Below are 18,140 nucleotides of genomic sequence, written 5' to 3' on the forward strand. Positions count from 1 at the left end.
CATTTATTATTATTCGTTTTTGGCTATGTTATTTGTAAAAAATAAAACTTAATAACTATGCATCAATCATGGCTTTGAGTGGTTAATACATTAGCATTATTATGATTTTTCTCAACTTATTTGAAATTGAAGTTGTGGAAAACAGATGGATTTTCAACATTTTGTCATGGTTTATATTATCAGGTGCGACAATTTGTCGCATTTACATTTAATTGACGGAAACTAAAATTTGTCTTATTCAATTCTCAGTCATAAATCAAATTTATGGATTCTCGTTTGTATTTTAAATTTAAGCCTGTCACTTTTTTTGTTGGTGCGGTTTGCACTTTTTCTGTTAGCTCTGCTTTTGCCGATCATCAAACTGAAATCATTCATATTCTTGGCCATTCGGCATTAGCTGATCACAGTTTAGATTCATTAAATAATACGTTACAGAAAAAAGGGGTCGATATGTCGGCGGCTGGTGGCATGTCTGCTTTACCTGTGATTAATGGGCTAATGGCCGACAGGGTTAAAGTATTGCTCGATGGTGCAGATGTTACCGCGGCTTGCGCTAATCAGATGAACCCGCCTTTGTCTTATGTTTCGGCCAATCAGGTTGAAGATATTGAGGTGTTTGCCGGGATTACACCCGTTAGCATGGCTGGAGATAATATTGCCGGTGTGATCAAAGTTAATTCAATTCATCCAAATTTTTCAAATAATCAGGCATTAAGCTGGCAATCCGGTTATTTTGCCACTGAATATCAAAGTGTTAATCAGGCGCAAATCGTCGGTTTAGGTGCTGAGGTGTCGAGCGCACAGTGGAGTGTGGCGTATCAGGGTGCGTATCAAAATGCCAAAAGTTATCAAAACGGGCAGGGCGAAAAAGAGTTAGATACGTTATACCGAGGTCAAAATCATCATTTAATTACTGCATATCAGCAGGATAATCAGTCGGTTGCGGTTAAATTAAACTATCAGTACATTCCATTTCAGGGGTTTGCCAATCAATATATGGATATGACTCATAACCAGAGTATTGGCATGTTAACGCAATATAAAGCCAAGTTTGATTCAGCCGAATTCAATGCCAATGTTAACTGGCATAAGGTTGAACATGAAATGGGTTTTTTCAGCGCTGAAAAAACAGGCATGATGCCAATGAATACCAAAGGCAGCGATTTTAGTTATCGGCTAAGTTGGCTTGCGCAACCAGACCAAAGCCAAAATTGGTTAATTGGACATGAATATTTTAACCATAAAATTGATGACTGGTGGCCAGCCATTGAAGGCTCAATGATGATGGGACCCAATGATTATATTAATTTAAACAATGCCAAGCGCCAGCGTGTTGCACTTTTTGCTGAATATAATCAACGAGCTACAGATTATTTAAAGTGGCAACTTGGGATAAGAGCCGAGCAGGTTACAACCAATGCCGATGAAGTACAGGCATATAGTGACATGCCAATGATGGGCATGGCGAATGTTGATCACAGTGCTGCGCAGGCTTTTAATCAGGCAGAGCACAAAATAAAAGATAATGTGCTCGATTTAAATTTAACCGCGCATTACCGGATTAATGCTCACCAACAAATTGAAGCGGGTATAGCACATAAAAACCGCGCACCTAATTTATACGAGCGTTATAGTTGGGGGCAGGGTGCAATGGCCAGCAGTATGATCGGCTGGTACGGCGATGGCAACGGTTATGTGGGTAACTTAAATTTAAAACCGGAAACTGCCGATACAATCAGCGCTACTTATCATTTTATGGCTGAATCAGGTTTACATTGGCAAGCAAATGTTTGGTACAGCAAAATATCTGACTATATTGACGCTAACATCATTGGCGAATTTAACCGCTCTGGGTTAGACAACGGCAAACGCCATATTTTGCAGTTTGAAAATACAGACGCCACATTGTCCGGTGCTAAATTTAATGCGGTCATGCCGCTTGGCACAATGCAAATGTTAGGCGATTTAAATGCAGAGTTTAATGCAGCTCTTACCCAAGGTGAACGCGACTCGGGCACTAACTTATATCAGATTAAACCAATTGAAACTCAACTTAGCCTGACTCAAACCTTAAACCAGTGGAAAAACACCCTGAGCTGGCAATGGGTTGGCGCTAAAAAAGAGATCGACGAACTCAGGCTTGAAAACGCCACTCAGGCATATCATTTATTACATTTAACCAGCACATTAGAGTTAGACTCAGTAACCCTGAAACTGGCGATTAACAACCTGTTGGATGAATATTATCAACTGCCACTGGGCGGGGTTAATATCGCCAGATATAACGCCGATCCTCAAGCGGGTTTTAGCCAAATTAACGGCGCTGGGCGTTCGCTTAATTTAGGTATTCAATTTAAATTTTAAAGTTTATTTGTCATTATTGGAAACAGCATTGAATGCGTTTATTTAGTTTTCAGTGCTGTTACAAGTTTAGGTAGGTAAAAGCCTTTGCGGATTTAAAAACTTATAGTTTATTTATGTGATTGACGACATTTAGCAGCAATGCTTTGCATAAACTTTAACCTGACTGACAGCAGCTAAACCCCACTCAAAAGTTTAACTTTGTTTATTTTTAATGATTTGACCAAGTTGTTTAAGCGCATTCATTCTTTCAGCTTGGTATTCATGAGCAAAACTTAAACGAATAAAATGGTTAAAGATTGGACTGGTTGAAAAAAGTGCACCGGGAGTTAATGTTATATTTTTTTCTAATGCCTGATTATACAACTTGATACTGTTATGGCCACTGGGTAGCTCTAACCATAAGCAAAGACCGCCTTCAGGGGTGGTATATTTAAAGCTAAAATCCCAGTTTTGATTAAGTAATTTAATTAAGTGGTTTCTTTGATTCAGTAGATGCTGCTTGTATTGCAGGATATGTTTTCGGTAGTAGCCTTCTTTTAAAAAACTAGCTAAACCCTGTTGAATGGATTCACTATTTGAAAGTTGTGTTAGCATTTTCAAATGGAGTATTTTGTTTAAACCTTGCCCTGAAATAATCCATCCTATTCTTAAGTCTCGGGAAAGAGATTTAGAAAAAGAACTACATAAAATCACCTTATTAAATTGATCATAGGCTTTTAATGGTAAAGCGACTCGATGAAAGCCTAAATCACCATAAATATCATCTTCAATAACATTAAAATTAAATTGATTTGCGAGTTTACATAATTTTATTTTATTGGCTTCCGGTATAACAGAGCCTGTTGGTGTATTAAAATTTGGGGTCACAATTAAAGCTTTTAATGGCCATTGTTTAGCAACACTTTCAAGTTTATCTAACAAAATGCCCTGAGTGGCAGACGAGGGTATTTCTATTACTTTTAATTCTAGTTGTTGCAAAATTTGAAGTACACCGTAAAACGCTGGGCTTTCAATAGCTACAGTATCACCTGCTTTTGTACATGCATTTAAAGCCAAATACAGAGCATTTTGACAACCAGAGGTTATGCAAATTTGTTCAGGCTGAATAAATAAATTCCGACTTAAATAATGTTGACTAATTTGTTGCCTTAATTCCAAATTACCCTGTGGAGGAGAATAATACAGGGAGTTATTACCAGCATGGTGACGTAAAGCACGGTTTATATGCCGGTTTAAAGTAAGAATGTGATTGGTGCTAGTATTAGTCTTGGCATTTGGGTAAATATCAAATGCCGCACTTTTTTGCATTATTTGATAAAAAATATCTGGTACAGCTACTTTTTTCGGCTGGGTTATTGTGTAGTTATGCTCAGGTTGTTGAGGATGAGTATGTTGAAGAACATAATAACCAGATCGGACTTTGGCGGTTACTAACCCCGCAGCTTCTAGTTTTTGTAAGGCCGTTTGTATTGAAATTTTTGAGGCTTGATAAGTTAAGCTCAACTGACGAATAGAAGGTAATTTATGTCCAGCGGGCCAAATTTTGCGTTCAATATTTTTACGAAACTGTTCTGCTAAAGATTCATATAAAAACTGTGCCACTTAACTAACCTGCTAAAATTTAATATTTTCATCTGTCCCTATTATTTTTTATTTTTTTGTCCATATCAATGGCAGATTACGCTTTATAAAATGAATTACTTGCATTTTATAAAGTGAAGTTAATGAGCTTACCTAACCCAAATCAAATCATTATGACTACTGCTGTGAAATCCAATAAGATTTATTTCCGGGAGCAGTTTGGATACTTTCAATCCATCAGACGAAAATTAGCAATAGGGTTGATTGTGCTTTTTATACTGTTACCGTTTGTGCGGTATCAATCTGAAGCAGCGCTAAATATTAATGTTGCGGCTCAAACCATACGATTTTTTGCGATTACATTGTATCCGCAAGATTTAATGATTGTGGGAATTCTGTTTATTTTAGCCGCTTTTATGCTTTTTTATATCACTCGTTTATATGGTCGAGTTTGGTGCGGTTATACATGTCCGCAAACTATATGGATGTTAATGTTTAATTGGATCGAAAGACGAATAGAAGGCAGCCACCAGCAGAGTAAAGTATTAGATAAATCTGGTTTAAATATTCATAAAATCTTTAAAAAAGTACTTAAACATAGTATTTGGTTATTAATTGCTTGGTTAACAGCTTGCACCTTTATATCTTACTTTGTCCCTGTGGAAGAACTTTATTTTAATTTATTCAATTTTAAAGATTATTTTTTAACACAAAATTGGATTATATTTTTTACTGTGTGTACTTATATTAATGCTGGCTGGGTAAGAGAGAAGATGTGTTTACATATGTGCCCGTATGCCCGTTTTCAATCTGTTTTGTTTGATAACCATACTAAATTAGTTAGCTATGATGAAGTTCGTGGAGAAAGTAGAGGGGCACGTAAACGCAACCAAATAAAATCATCAGGGCTGGGAGATTGCATTGACTGTAAACTTTGTGTTGATGTTTGTCCTGTCGGGATCGATATCCGTAATGGTTTGCAATATGAATGTATCAATTGTGGTTTATGTATAGACGCTTGCGATTCAGTTATGGACTCATTTAATTACCCCAGAGGGTTAATTAAATATAATAATTTAACTGACCCTGTTTACCGTTGGAAACCACATTTAACTTATGGGTCAGTTACTTTATTGGCTTTTTTAAGCTTACTTATATGGATTATCAATAGGAGTGATTTTGAAGTCGATTTACAGCGAGATCGTAATGCATTGTATCGGGTCAATTATGCTGGAACAGTTGAGAACACCTATACAATTAAAGTCCTCAATAAATCTCAGAATGCGAAAGAGTTTCAGGTTACATTACAAGATAATTCAGAGTTTGTGCTTGAAAAACAGCCTATATTTAGGCTCTTAGGGGGCCAGTCAAAAACTCAGGTTATTTCAGTGTCTAGCAATAGCAATCAACCTTTAGGTAAAAAACAAATCGTTTTACAGGTTACTGACTTAACTAAACAAAATATCAATACCATTTACACTCGATTTTATAGCCCAAAGCAGTAAAGCTTGATGGTGAATTCAGCTGTACATAGGCGTTGGTGTGTTTGTAAAAGCACTACTCTCAATTAGTGTAGTGCTTTTTATTTTTACTGCATCCGACGTTGTACTTGATGATAATGCAAGATTGCCGGGATAATAACGAATGCAGACATAGCAGCTAAAATCCATGGAAAAATTATACTTAGTAAAGTCAAATTTATGGTTTCTGCTGCTTGCTCACTATTAATATGGCTAGCATAAGCAACGGTTCCAATTGCTGCTTGTTTTGCAATTGAGAAACCACCGCTAAACGCACTTTCCCAGCCTAATGCTGAAATTGAGCCATAAGCTTGGTAAGCAATTGCTGAAGCTCCGAACCCGAATAAACCTATTCCTACAGCCCCCGTGCCTATTATCCCAATGCCAATTGCACCGACACTTATTAATCCTACTGATACAATACCAACGCTAATTGGTGCAATTGCAACTCCACCCCAAGCAAATAACAATCCATACGCTTTACTTCCACCTGCAATCCAGCCATAAGCAGGTTTATCATTGTTCTCAGGCATTCCAAATTGGAAATGTAAAAGTGGGACACCAAAAAGAGAGAGTTTACTTATATATTGTCGTTGTGGGTGATTCAGTTGATCAACCTCACGAGTAAATGACTGTGGGTTAGTTAGACGTTCTGTTGTACGTAAGGTTTTAATCCAATTAAACATTTGACTGACTAAAAACAGATAACTGGTTATAAATGCCATTACAACTAGTTGAGCTGTTAGGTTATATGAGAAAGCATTTTCGTTGTCTTGAGCAGCTAAATATTTTAATGAGTACATAACTGCAATATATATTATCGCAATTAAGAAAAAAATAGTGACTAACCTTATACTATGTAAGCGTTCTTTGGCTGTTCTTGACTGAATCAAACTGGCTTTTAAGCCAAAAAAAGAGCTGATAATGCCAGAGACGGAAGCTAAAACAGTTAAAAATGTACTTAGTTTTATTAGAAAACTACCTTTAGTAGCAATAGTACCAACTACTCCGGCTTTAGCTGGTGGTGAGATACCATAAATAGCGGTAATAACAGCAGTAGTGAAGCCCACACCTGGTTTACTTTTATTAAGTGCATCTTCAATAAAAGTACTCATTGACTGTTTTAATATTTTACGGCCACGAGAAAGCCTTTGCTTTACTGTATCAACAGATAAATCTAATTCAGCTGCTACATGCTCAATTGATTGATGCTTTCGATAAAACAAAATTAATGGTTCCCGGTAGTGTACATCCATTTGGGTTAGATATTTCCAAAGTAAAGCTTGTTCCTGAGCCAAAATGGCTGAATCGTCAATTACTTTATTGACTGCTTCTGGCATGTCATATTCAGCAATCATATTTGCCTCTTTTAGAGGTTGTTTATTTTCCTTTCGCTGAAAATGGCTCAATTTAAACCGTAAAATGCCGCAAAGCCAAGCTTTTAACTTTTCAGGTTCTTTTAAAGTATTTAACTTTTTCCATGCTTCAATAAACGTTTCCTGAGCTATATCCTCACTAAATCTTAAGTCTCCTAATGATGAATAAGCCAGCGAGCAGAGTAAATTCTGGTATTTGCCTACAATATCTGCAAAAGCATTCTGATCTCCGCTTAATGCTAGCCTCACTAGCTCTGTATCATTTGTCGCAGTGATTAAATTTTGTTTTTTTAAATTATTCATATTTTTACCTCTAGGTTCAAACTAATAAGTGCCAAATTTGAACAACAGGTGACAAATTTTTTAATCAATTACAGCTGTTATGTCGTTTTTATTACTAGATCACAGTTATATCTGCTCAGTGTGCAGAAAAAATGTATTTAATAGCGATTTATTCATCAGAAAAATAGTCCACAGTGGCAATTTTTTATCTGCAGATCAGGTTCATTCAATTCAATATAACAGAAGATTGCAACCTAGAGTTCGATAGTGCTTAATGGATATAAAATCAGAGCCATATTTATTAGACTCAAAGAATTAAAAATTCAGTGGGAAGGTAAGCTTAGGCTTATCAATAAAATAGCCAGCTAAAGTGCCGGCTATTTACGCTTAACTTGGTGAGTTTCTACTTTAGATTAATAAATCACTGCACCGCCTTCGGCAAGTAAGTTGAGTTTTACTTTACCATTAGCTGGAATTGTCAGTTTTTGTTGTTTCGCGGTTTTATCTTTATTATCTGCTAATAAAGTTAGAGATTGATTGGCCAGCATAGGTAATTCAATTTGAATTGTTTTGGCTTTTTTCTCACCATTAACTGCCGCAACATACCAGTTATTACCTTTACGGCGGGCTAGTACTGCAAATTTACCCGGTTCACCAGCGATAAATTTAGTTTCGTCCCATACACTTGGTACTTTACGGATAAAATCGAGTACATATTCAGGCTGCTCATTTAAATTATTTGGTGTTAAGCCAAAGTGCTGAATGGGCGATTGATACAGGATACTGGTTGCCAGTTCAAATGCATCGGTTGTTGAACGAATTGTGCCTTTTTCCTGAGTTTGCGACAGTTTATGATTTAAAAATACGGGCGCAAAATCCATTGCCGCGACAGGATTACGAGTAAACGGTAAAATTGTTGCGTTAAAGGCATGCTGATCAAGCGATGATTGATTAAATACTAAATTTTCAGAGGCTAATACGGCTTCAGAGGTCACAAAGTTCGGGTACATAACTTCCCAACCACGCGGTAGCGTACAGCCGTGGAATGTGATGCCTAAACCATAGTCATTTGCATCCGATAAAATATCTTCGTACAGCTTCATTGTGGCTTGTTTGTCACCAGCAAAAAAGTCAACTTTTAAACCTTTCACCCCAATTTTTTGTAGCCATGCCATTTCATTTTTACGTGCGGTGGCATTATTCATAATATCTTGTGGGGTTTGTGGAGCATCGTTCCACCAACCATTAGAGTTGTACCATAAAATAACGGCGACGTTTTTAGCTGCAGCATATTGCACCAGTTTTTCCATGCGCTCACGGCCAATGTTTTTATCCCACCAGTTATCAATCAGCACATACTCAAAATTAAGCTCTGCCGCTAAATCAATAAATTTAATTTGGTCGTCGTAATTGATGCTGTTGTCTTGCCAGACAATCCAGCTCCAAGTGGCGCGTCCCATTTTGTAATCAATCGAAGGCTCGTATAAAGGGTCAACCAAGTCAAAACTCACTGTGGTCTCAACAATTGGCGCTAAGTCATCGCCCACGGTAATGGTGCGCCAAGGTGTTTTGGCTGGCATTGCCATGGCTGCATAAGTATCTCCCATGCCAGCGTTTTCACCCGCTTGCGGGAACTCTAATTTAAAAATGCCGTCTTTAGTGCTTTCACTTAATTTTGAGCCTACATAATTACTGTCGACACCGGTTTCTGAAATCAGCACCCAGCCTTTGTTTTCATTTTTAAATAATGCCGGGAAAGTATAGCCTACGCCATTTAAAGATGGTGTACCAAGCGCTTCATTATAAGTGTAAGGTTCTTCGTAACTCGGTTTGGTTTGTTGCCAGCCTGTCATAGGCAAAGCTTGTGGGGTAATAAAAGTAGTGGCTTTATCCGGCAGGTTAAAACTGGTTGCTTCTTCAAATATCTTAACTCTGGTTGCACCTTGTGCTGAACGCAGCGCATAACTAAAACCAATATCGTTATTGGATAAATTAAAAATTACATCCAGCTCGTCGTTATTTTTATTTTTAAAGGTGGTTACTAATTGGTTGGCCTGATAGTTAACCTGACTGACTTTGGCGCGATCAAGCTGATAGCTTTTTTGAATTTTTGATTGTTTATCATCCTGATAGCTGAGCTGAGTAGTAAAATCACCCAGCGATGTTTTTAAACCTAGCTTTGATTCTTCAAGAAAGGTTTGGCCTTTGTAGCTTACCTGATAAACTGGTTGACCGTTTTTTAAATCAACAATCACTTGTAATTGATTGTCTGGGCTACTGATTTGAGCGGGTAAATCAGCTAATGCGCTGGCTGAAAACATCGCCAAGGCGGTTGATAATAAATTATATTTAAATTTCATATTTTCCCTCATCAAAAAAGAAACCCTCGATAGTCGAGGGTTTATAAAAACTTTCCGGTCGTTAATTTATTTTCCGGTTTTTTAAATCGATTTGTTTAATTTTACCGTTTTCGCCATATTCCATTTCTGTAACTAGAATTGAACGTCGATAATTCCCACCACCTTCTTTTACTTTATCGTGGTAGAAAAGGTAATTTTTATCACCATCTTGCACAATTGCATGATGATTTGTATTGATCTCTAGGTAATCAATAATCACGCCTTGATAATCAAATGGTCCTAATGGAGAGTCTCCGGTAGCATAAACAATTTGTCCTGGCCATCCAGTCGAAAACGTAAAATAATACTTACCATCATGTTGATGTAAAAAGGGCGCTTCGCCGTATTTTTTCTTTGGATCATCTTTTGGGTAACCATTGATGACAACATCGGTAATATCGCCAGCTAAACTCACCATGTTTTCACCTAACGGTACAACTTTAGGCACTCGGGTGCCAAAATACATATAGGCTTGTCCATCCTTATCAATAAAAATGGCTGGATCAATAGGCTCATCACCTACATTTTTGTCTCTAGGTTTTTCAACTAACGGTTTATTAATTGGGTCAACAAACGGGCCTTTTGGATTATCGCTAACTGCAACCCCAATTTGATTGCCGCCTACAGGGGCATAAAAATAATATTTTCCGTTTCTTTCAAAAGCACCGGGAGCCCAAGCTTTAGCATCTTCTGCTGCCCATTTAAATACACTATTGTGCAAAAACGAACCTTCGTCTTTCCAGCTTTTTAAATCTTTTGAACTGAATAAGCGCCATTGAGTTGAATCCCAATATTTACCAGAGTTTTCTTGGTCATTAGTCGCATAAACATAAAAGGTATCACCAAATTTATGTGCAGAAGGGTCGGCACAAAACCGATCAGAAATCAGAGTTTCAGCCAAACCAGAAGCAGATGCGAAAACACTGCTTAAAATGCCGGCTGCAATTATTTTTTTCATCATGAATTTCACCTTTGTTAGTTTTTATTTAATTTTTTGTGCAGCGCTGAGTATATTAGCATATTTGTCTGATAATACAGGCGCTATTTGAAAACTATATTGATATTTTTTAGGGAGCAGTTGATATTGAGGGTGCGGTTTTGCTCCCCAACTTGTATCGCCACCTAAACCAGATTGTTTGTAATCAATAAAAATATTGACTAAATCGCGTTTTGGCACATCAATAGTATGGCGTTGTGCCTTGCTAATGCCTGGATCAAAGTCATCAAGTAGTTGATGATGAGCGCTAAAAGAAATTACAGGTTCACCAATAAACTTCAATCCGATACCATTTTCATCAGTAAAACTGACCCAACGAGTATCAGTTCGATTACCATTTTCTTGTGGACGTATATAAGCGAACCCTAAATCTTCTACTTTGGCACTATATAAGCCAATTAAAGCTGCTGTTTTTCTGTCCCAGTAGTTTTCAAATGGGCCTCGGCCATAAAATATTGTTTTATTAAAACTCCCCGGCATTTGAAGATTAGTACCGAGTCTAGGCAATTCACTTAAGGTTTGCGGATTAGATGGATTAAATTCAATATCAAGCTGTATTTCTCCGAGACTATTTATCAAGTAGGTAACAATTGCTCGAGATTCAATTTCTTTTAATATAATTTCTTGTTTTAACTTGATTAAGTTTTTGCTTTTATTAATGATTTTTAAGCTATCAACTTGTTGGTTTTGGCTAGCTTGTTTCCAGTTCTGACCGCGCTCAGGTAATTTATTACCAAAATCATTGTCAGTTGGTGCACGCCAAAAATTTAGTTTAAGTGGCTCTTTTATTAATTCGCGGTTAGCGATTTGGTATGATGCAAGATAACCTTCAGCGTTAAAGCTTAGATTAAATTGTTCGTTGTTTATATGAATGCCATTTTTGGTTTCGGTAAGGGTTAAATCACCATTAGGGTTTGTATTAAACGCAACAGGCTGACCTGTTTGAACCGTAAATTGAGCTTGTGCTAAGAGGTGCCCTTGATCGACTAAAGGACGTTGGTGTTTAGCTTTGGCATATAGATTTAATAAAACTTCATCATTTTTATCAAGATGATTCAGTAAAGGAATTAACTGGTTTGCAAGACTAAATTTTAAACTTTGTTGGGGAGCGACTGTTAAATCAAATTCGGCTGAATTTGATTTAACGCCATTAACTAACAGTTGCCAGCTAAAAGTATAATCTTGTGTATCAACAAAAAAGTTTTCATTAAAAATTTCATACTGGGTAGAGGTTAACTGCTTAAAGTGTAAGTTTTGATAAACTGTTTTTACTTCGTATAGCGCAGGATGAGGCGTTCGGTCGGGGTTTACCAAACCATTTAAACAAAAATTACCATCATTGTAGACATCATCTGGCTCAAAATCTCCGCCATAACCCCAATATTCAATTCCATCAGTAGTAGTTTTGACTAACCCTTGATCCATCCAGTCCCAAATAAAACCGCCTTGTAATTGTTTTTCGCTACGGACAAAATCCCAATATTCTTTAAAATTTCCGCTACTGTTCCCCATCGCATGAGAATATTCTACCCAGAAAAAAGGATGTTCTTTTTGTTTACTTAAAAAGTCATTGCGGATTTTATCAAACGAAGCATACATCCAAGTTGTCGCGTCACTATGATTTTTATCTATATCAGCTTTGTCATATAAAACCGGACGAGAATCATCTCGGTTTTTAGCCCATTGGTAAGCGTCTACAAAGTTTTCTCCATCGCCGGCTTCATTGCCTAAAGACCAGTAAATAATGGAGGGATGGTTTTTATCACGCTCAACCATTCGTTTTACTCTATCTAAATGCATGGCTTTAAAATCAGGATTATTACCTGGGGTTTTATCTGAATCAAAACCGAACCCATGGGATTCTATATTAGCTTCGTCAATAACATAGATGCCGTATTTATCGGCCAGATGATACAAATAGGGATCATTTGGGTAATGTGCTGTTCGAACGGCATTTATATTATATTGTTTGAACATTTTTATATCGGCGAGCATATCTTCGCGTGATACGACATGTCCGTCTCTATCATCATGTTCATGTCGGTTAACACCTTTAAATAAAATAGGTTGACCGTTGACTAATACTTGACCATTTTTTAGCTCTATTTTTCTAAAGCCTATTTGTTCAGTCACAAATTGTGATGGTTGGTCATCTGCTTTAGCTGAAATGATAAGTGTATAAAGTTCTGGTGTCTCAGCAGACCAAGATTTAACATTTTTAATAATAAAGTCTTGCTGTATTTTTGTTTTTTCTTGGCTGTTTAAGCTATGTGTATTTTCTTGCTGAGCGATTAGCTGGTTATGTTTATCATATAGGCTAGATTTAACGGTAAAACGTTTTACCTTTTTCGAATTTAAATTATTGAGTTCTACTTCTAAATTCAATAGGCCATTTTTATAATCATTCGATAAAGTCGTTTTGGCAAAAAAGTCTCGAATATGGGCATTTTCAGTTGTGTATAAAAATACATCTCGCTCTATACCACTTAATCGCCAGAAATCTTGATCTTCTAAATAACTACCATCACTAAAACGAATGACTTGCAGAGCTAGAGAGTTCTGGCCTGGTTTTAAATATTGTGTAATATTGAATTCGGTTGCTGTTTTGCTATCTTCGCTGTAGCCAACTTTTTTACCGTTTACCCATACATAAAAAGCTGATTTTACTGCGCCAAAGTGAATTAAAATTTGTTTATTTTGCCAACTTTTTGGCACTGTAAATTGAGTTTTATAAGCGCCTGTCGGGTTATTATCCTGCGGAACGAAAGGTGGGTTTCTTGGAAACGGATATTTAATATTGGTATAAATTGGATAATCATAGCCATGCATTTGCCAATTTGATGGTACAGGAATGCTATCCCAATTTGATGAATCAAAATTATCGGTGAAGAAATCAGGCGTTACCTGATTTGGATTTGCAAACCATTTGAATTGCCAGTTACCGTTAAGTAATTTATAGTTTTCCGCTGTTAAATAATTATCGTCCAAGGCTTTTTCTAGACTTGTATAAGGAATAAATGTGGCTTTGGGCGGCTGAGTGTTAACACTAAATACACTTAAATCCTGCCATTCAACAGCGTTTGCTGTATTTAAGCCAGATAATAATGCATATCCTAAATATAAATATTTGACTTTAACCATAAAAGAACCCTTTGGTTTTTAGATAAAAGTTTGATACCCGAACCTTCGGGTATGAATAAAAAAACCTGAACTTGGCTAACAGAGGACTTTTAGACAGTTTACTCAAGCAATTGACTGACTACTCCAAGTTCAGGCGAAAACTATTACCAGCTAATTCTTTCTGCTGGGATGTACTTGTTTAATAGAGCTGTATATTTTGCTTCTAAAACATCCTGAGGTGGCAAGTCGGGTGTTTTAGAATATAAATCTGCTTTTTGAAATGCTTTTAATAGTGGCAACATGTACCAATCAAAGTCACTGGCTAATTCTAGATAAGCCATAGTGCCATTTTGTGGTGTATGCCAAGGATAAAAAGAGTGATAACGTAATAAATATAAAGCTTCTTTATTTAGGTTACTGCCTTGGCGCATAACTTCGTAAATGTATTCATCATGTCCCCAAGTCATATCTACTGCGTCAAAACCGCAGCAACGTAAATATTTACCAAAAGTTTGTGAATCCTGTTTTTCATACTTAGGGTAATCTGAACTTAAATGTGAAAAGTTTTTATCAAAAAATACATTAGAGCTAGAGAAAGGTGCACCTACAGGATAAGTATCGCCGACTACGCACCATTGCTGTAGTTCACCGAAGCTAGGTAATAGCATGACTTTACCTAGATCATGAATAAAACCGACTAAAGGAAACCATGACCAGTCCGTTATATCTTTGTATAATGATTTAATGGTATTCTGCTCGAATAGATCACGCCATTTGCTTGGTAGTTCATTCCACGCTTTTTCTTTAAATAAATCTTTGATAACCAAATCATCTCTTAATTCAGTTTCATTTTTCATTGCAAATTCAAAAATAGATTCAGCCGATTGATATGCATGAATAATCTGTGGCATATCGCTGTCAGGGTCGCTTTCATCTACAATATCTTCAAGTAGTTTAAATACTTCATAAACATTCATACTGCCATGCGCTAATCTGAAGTAGTGCTCTTTTTTCGCTTTAACAAAGTCAACAGTTTGATTAGTTTGCATTTCACGGTAAGTGCGTTCAACTCTATCTTGAAATTTTGAGTCTGTATAATTTCTGAATTCGCCAAATGATTCAGTATTGCTTGTCTGGTTCATATCATTTTCCTATGAGTATTTGTGGTTCATTCGACCTTGTTGCTGAAAATGGTGTATCCACATAAACATTTCTCAAAAGTTACAGAATTTAAGTTACTCACTGCTTAATCTTCTGACACCGGTGTCATGTGTATATTGAATCACCTTTATTAAAAAATATCAATTACAATTTTTAAAACTAAATTTAACTTTGAAACTTAAAATGCAAACTAACTTGAGCCTATGCCAAGCAAAGACTGTCTAATTTGGTTAACTGAATTTGAATTAGGGAAGCCATTATTTGGCCTACGCTTTTGAGGTGCATACCATGTTTTCCATTTAGGATTTAAATCACCTGTTGAACGTCTATGATAAATATTTTCTAGGTTTAGCTCTGCTTCTACTAATATTTGGTTAATCGCTGGCTCTTGTTGAATTTTATTCTCGGGTGTTAAGCCTGCTTTGAGCTTGGATAGTTCGATCAAGTTTTGGTTATACTTAAGTAAATCTAGATACAGCTGTATAGGTAAGCTGATGTAATCATGGAAAAATATCTGGTTTTGCTTAAGGTTTGTTTGTACTTTTTTTACTAGGTTCTGAGCTTCTAATAGGGCATTGATTCTTTGCTCTGTACCAGTAAAAAACTCTGTAATACTATTATATTCAACAGCCACAGATGATAGACCAGGCCTTTGTAAAGGTGTATCCGTTAGGTATGCAGTCATTTTTTTTATCTGCCAAAGAATTTCAACATATCCAACGTGATCTTCATGTGCTTTATGAAGTAATTTAAGTGATTTAACAATATCGGTCGCATTGTTACTACCAAAGTAGCGACTAGCCCAATGTTTATAAAACTTTTGACCATCAAAATCTATTCCTAAACGGGCTGATTCAGAAAAAGCTTCTAAATTTAAGAGAAAAGGGCGGAATGTTTGTCCGTTAACCATCATATATTCTGTTGCTTGAAAACGGTCGTACATCATATCCATTGTTTGATCAATCAGCTCTGGATATGGATCTGCTACATCATGATTGAGCCAAAATCCAGCGTGCATATAAGTACCAAATTGGTAGCCTTTGGTATTTTTTGGTAAATAATCGAACTCGCCCCAGCCGTTATCTGACCACGCGATAATAAAACTTTTTGGTGGATTAAAATTTTGGTTAAAAATTTCCATACCATCGTGATAACAAGTACAAACTTTGGTTGCATTTGGCTTATATTGGTCAATTACGTTTTCTAATGATGCGTATACTTCATTGAATACTTCAGCTTTATCTTCACCACAACTACTTTTATATTCCCAATCCCATACTTGATTTCGAGGGCGTAAAGCGAAAATATCAGCTTTGGCTACAGGTGTTTTAGTTAAATAGTGATGCCAGGTATTGATCCATTCCTGCTTATGATCGCGCCAGCAGGTGGAAGCTTCTTCACTTAAATTTAATAGTTGCCGCCCCATCATCATATCAATTTGAACATACATCCCCTTATCGTGTACGTAGTCGATCATTTTATTTAAATACTCAACGTTGAGCTGATAGTTTGGATGCATTTGAAGGTACTCAGGTCGAGTGTAAAACTCGACTCTGCCGAGCATGTCAAAAAACTCAATACCATTGTATCTAAGCTTGACTAAAGCATCGATCATTTGGGTAAAAGATTGCCAGTCATATTCTAGATAAGGTTTTTTTAAATTCGCGAGTTCATCGACATCATTTTCAAAATAAACGAGTAGAGGGACTATTGGTGGAGCTATTGATTGATTATGAAAATTGATAATTTGTGCTAGTTCTATTTGAGCAGGTTGACCCCCAGTCCAGTAAGTTAATTTATCAATACCAAGCACCTGTTCACTATAGTCATATACCATATATTGAGTGCCTTGAATATCTCGGCCTGTTAGTAAAACAGCGGGCTGATGATTAATTTTTATATGCCGAATAAGCCCCCCACGTGCTTTAGGAGTGTCTGACTGAATTATATTTTTGTCTGAATCCGAGATATAAGGGCTTTTCAGCAAATTGTTGAGCTGCCCTAAGACAATATAATATTGACTGTTGGGCAAAGTTAAGTTGTCAGTTGTTATCTGAACTTGTGTTGAAAGAACCCGGTTTAAATCCATTTTTAAATCATTAGCTGATATTTTTACCGGTTTACTGGCGTTTTCACTAATAATGATGGTTAGTTTCATCGTGTCTAATTGCTGAGACTGCTCGAAATCTTCAACCTGCTGTTGCTGATTACAAGCAGTTAATATAAATATTAAAAACAGGGTTGAAAATCGAATCATTTAGTATGGCCTTTATAGTGTTTTTTGGAACTTATATCGTTATTTTAACTTGTTGACACCGGTGTCAATTGGTAAGTTACAAGATCAGTGTGCCTGTGTCAATAAAAAGTAAATAAATTGTGTTTTGGAGATGGAGGCTGAGCTAAATCAAGTTTTATATGTATTGTTTAAACCAAATTATTTGTAAAATAATGAGCAATTGACAAATACTGCTGTTTAATATGCTCGATTAGCATTTTTACCTTTTTAGGTGGATGTTTAGTAAAAGGGTACACCGCGTATACCCCCAATTTTTTACCGACTAACTCAGGGAAAAGCTCAATTAGGTCACCTCTTTGCATGTCTTCATAAACTAGACATTGTGGAACATAAACAATGCCATGTCCCCCGAGAACTGCTTTACGTAATGCTGTTGCATTATTGGTTGAAAAGGCTCCATTTACTTGTACAAAATAATTTCCATTGTCAGATTTAAATTCCCACTCGTTTGCACCTGAACTTTGGTAGGCGTATTTTAGGCAGTTGTGTTGTTTTAAATCTTTTGGTGTTGGTGGTTTGCCATTTTGCTTCAAGTAAACAGGGGAGGCACAGACGACCCATTGAGAATCTATAATATGGCGGGCAATTAAACTGGAATCTTCAAGGTAACCTGTTCGAATAACCAGATCATATCCTCCATTAATTAAATCAACAAAACGATTGTCAAGAGACATATCTACAGTTAGTCCCGGGTGAGCATTACAAAACTGTGCGATTGCATCAGCCAAGAGTAAATCGCCGGAGATTGTTGGCACCGACATTTTTATATGGCCACTAATATTTTCTCCTAAACCGGAAACGGTCGATAAAGCTTCTAAAGTTGCTTGTTCGACATTCTTTGCGCCTGCTGCGAGCACATTGCCAGCCTCAGTTACAGTCAGCTTTCGGGTAGTGCGATATAAAAGTTGAACACCTAGCTCAGATTCCAAACGCGCAATACGTTTACTGACAACCGAATTAGTTAAATTATTTTGTTCAGCGGCTTTACTGAAACTACCTAGCTCGATTACCTGAGAAAATAAAATCAGATCATTTGCAAGCATA

10 protein-coding genes are annotated in these 18,140 nt (G+C 36.6%); 2 read left to right on the top strand and 8 right to left on the bottom strand.

Annotated features, from left to right (window positions below; translation table 11 throughout):
• Positions 1-276: 276 nt before the first annotated feature.
• Complete coding sequence (locus N7931_RS06355) at positions 277-2,364, top strand: TonB-dependent receptor (protein WP_262792747.1); 2,088 nt, start codon at positions 277-279, stop codon at positions 2,362-2,364.
• 192 nt (positions 2,365-2,556) lie between these two features.
• Here the strand turns inward: N7931_RS06355 and N7931_RS06360 are convergent, their stop codons facing one another.
• Positions 2,557-3,966 (bottom strand): PLP-dependent aminotransferase family protein, encoded by a 1,410-nt coding sequence (locus N7931_RS06360; protein ID WP_262792748.1) that lies wholly within the window; start codon positions 3,964-3,966, stop codon positions 2,557-2,559.
• A gap of 152 nt (positions 3,967-4,118) precedes the next feature.
• Between N7931_RS06360 and ccoG the strand changes: the two genes are divergently transcribed.
• Entirely contained in the window at positions 4,119-5,450 is a 1,332-nt protein-coding gene (ccoG, locus tag N7931_RS06365) for a cytochrome c oxidase accessory protein CcoG (protein WP_262792841.1), read from the top strand.
• A gap of 83 nt (positions 5,451-5,533) precedes the next feature.
• Here ccoG and N7931_RS06370 read toward each other — a convergent pair whose 3' ends face one another.
• The 7 genes from N7931_RS06370 to N7931_RS06400 all read right to left on the bottom strand — a co-directional run bounded on the left by N7931_RS06370 (position 5,534) and on the right by N7931_RS06400 (position 18,139).
• A complete protein-coding gene (locus N7931_RS06370) occupies positions 5,534-7,144 on the bottom strand; it encodes an RNA polymerase sigma factor (RefSeq protein ID WP_262792749.1) in 1,611 nt (536 codons plus the stop codon).
• A gap of 392 nt (positions 7,145-7,536) precedes the next feature.
• A complete protein-coding gene (locus tag N7931_RS06375; RefSeq protein ID WP_262792750.1) occupies positions 7,537-9,483 on the bottom strand; it encodes a glycoside hydrolase family 97 protein in 1,947 nt (648 codons plus the stop codon).
• A gap of 61 nt (positions 9,484-9,544) precedes the next feature.
• Positions 9,545-10,483: a family 43 glycosylhydrolase gene (locus N7931_RS06380; protein WP_262792751.1), complete on the bottom strand. Its 939-nt coding sequence runs from the start codon at positions 10,481-10,483 to the stop codon at positions 9,545-9,547.
• A 21-nt stretch (positions 10,484-10,504) separates the two neighbouring features.
• A complete protein-coding gene (locus N7931_RS06385; protein WP_262792752.1) occupies positions 10,505-13,660 on the bottom strand; it encodes a glycoside hydrolase family 2 TIM barrel-domain containing protein in 3,156 nt (1,051 codons plus the stop codon).
• A 143-nt stretch (positions 13,661-13,803) separates the two neighbouring features.
• Positions 13,804-14,781, bottom strand: a complete 978-nt coding sequence (locus tag N7931_RS06390; protein ID WP_262792753.1) for an inositol oxygenase — start codon at positions 14,779-14,781, stop codon at positions 13,804-13,806.
• A gap of 209 nt (positions 14,782-14,990) precedes the next feature.
• Entirely contained in the window at positions 14,991-17,057 is a 2,067-nt protein-coding gene (locus tag N7931_RS06395) for a glycosyl hydrolase 115 family protein (RefSeq protein WP_262792755.1), read from the bottom strand.
• Between the two features lie 167 nt (positions 17,058-17,224).
• The gene (locus tag N7931_RS06400; RefSeq protein WP_262792756.1) at positions 17,225-18,139 is read right to left on the bottom strand and encodes a LysR family transcriptional regulator; all 915 of its coding nucleotides are present in this window, start codon (positions 18,137-18,139) and stop codon (positions 17,225-17,227) included.
• Between the last annotated feature and the right edge of the window lies 1 nt (position 18,140).

Origin of the sequence: Catenovulum sp. 2E275 (genome assembly GCF_025515275.1) — a bacterium.
Classification (GTDB): Bacteria; Pseudomonadota; Gammaproteobacteria; order Enterobacterales; family Alteromonadaceae; genus Catenovulum.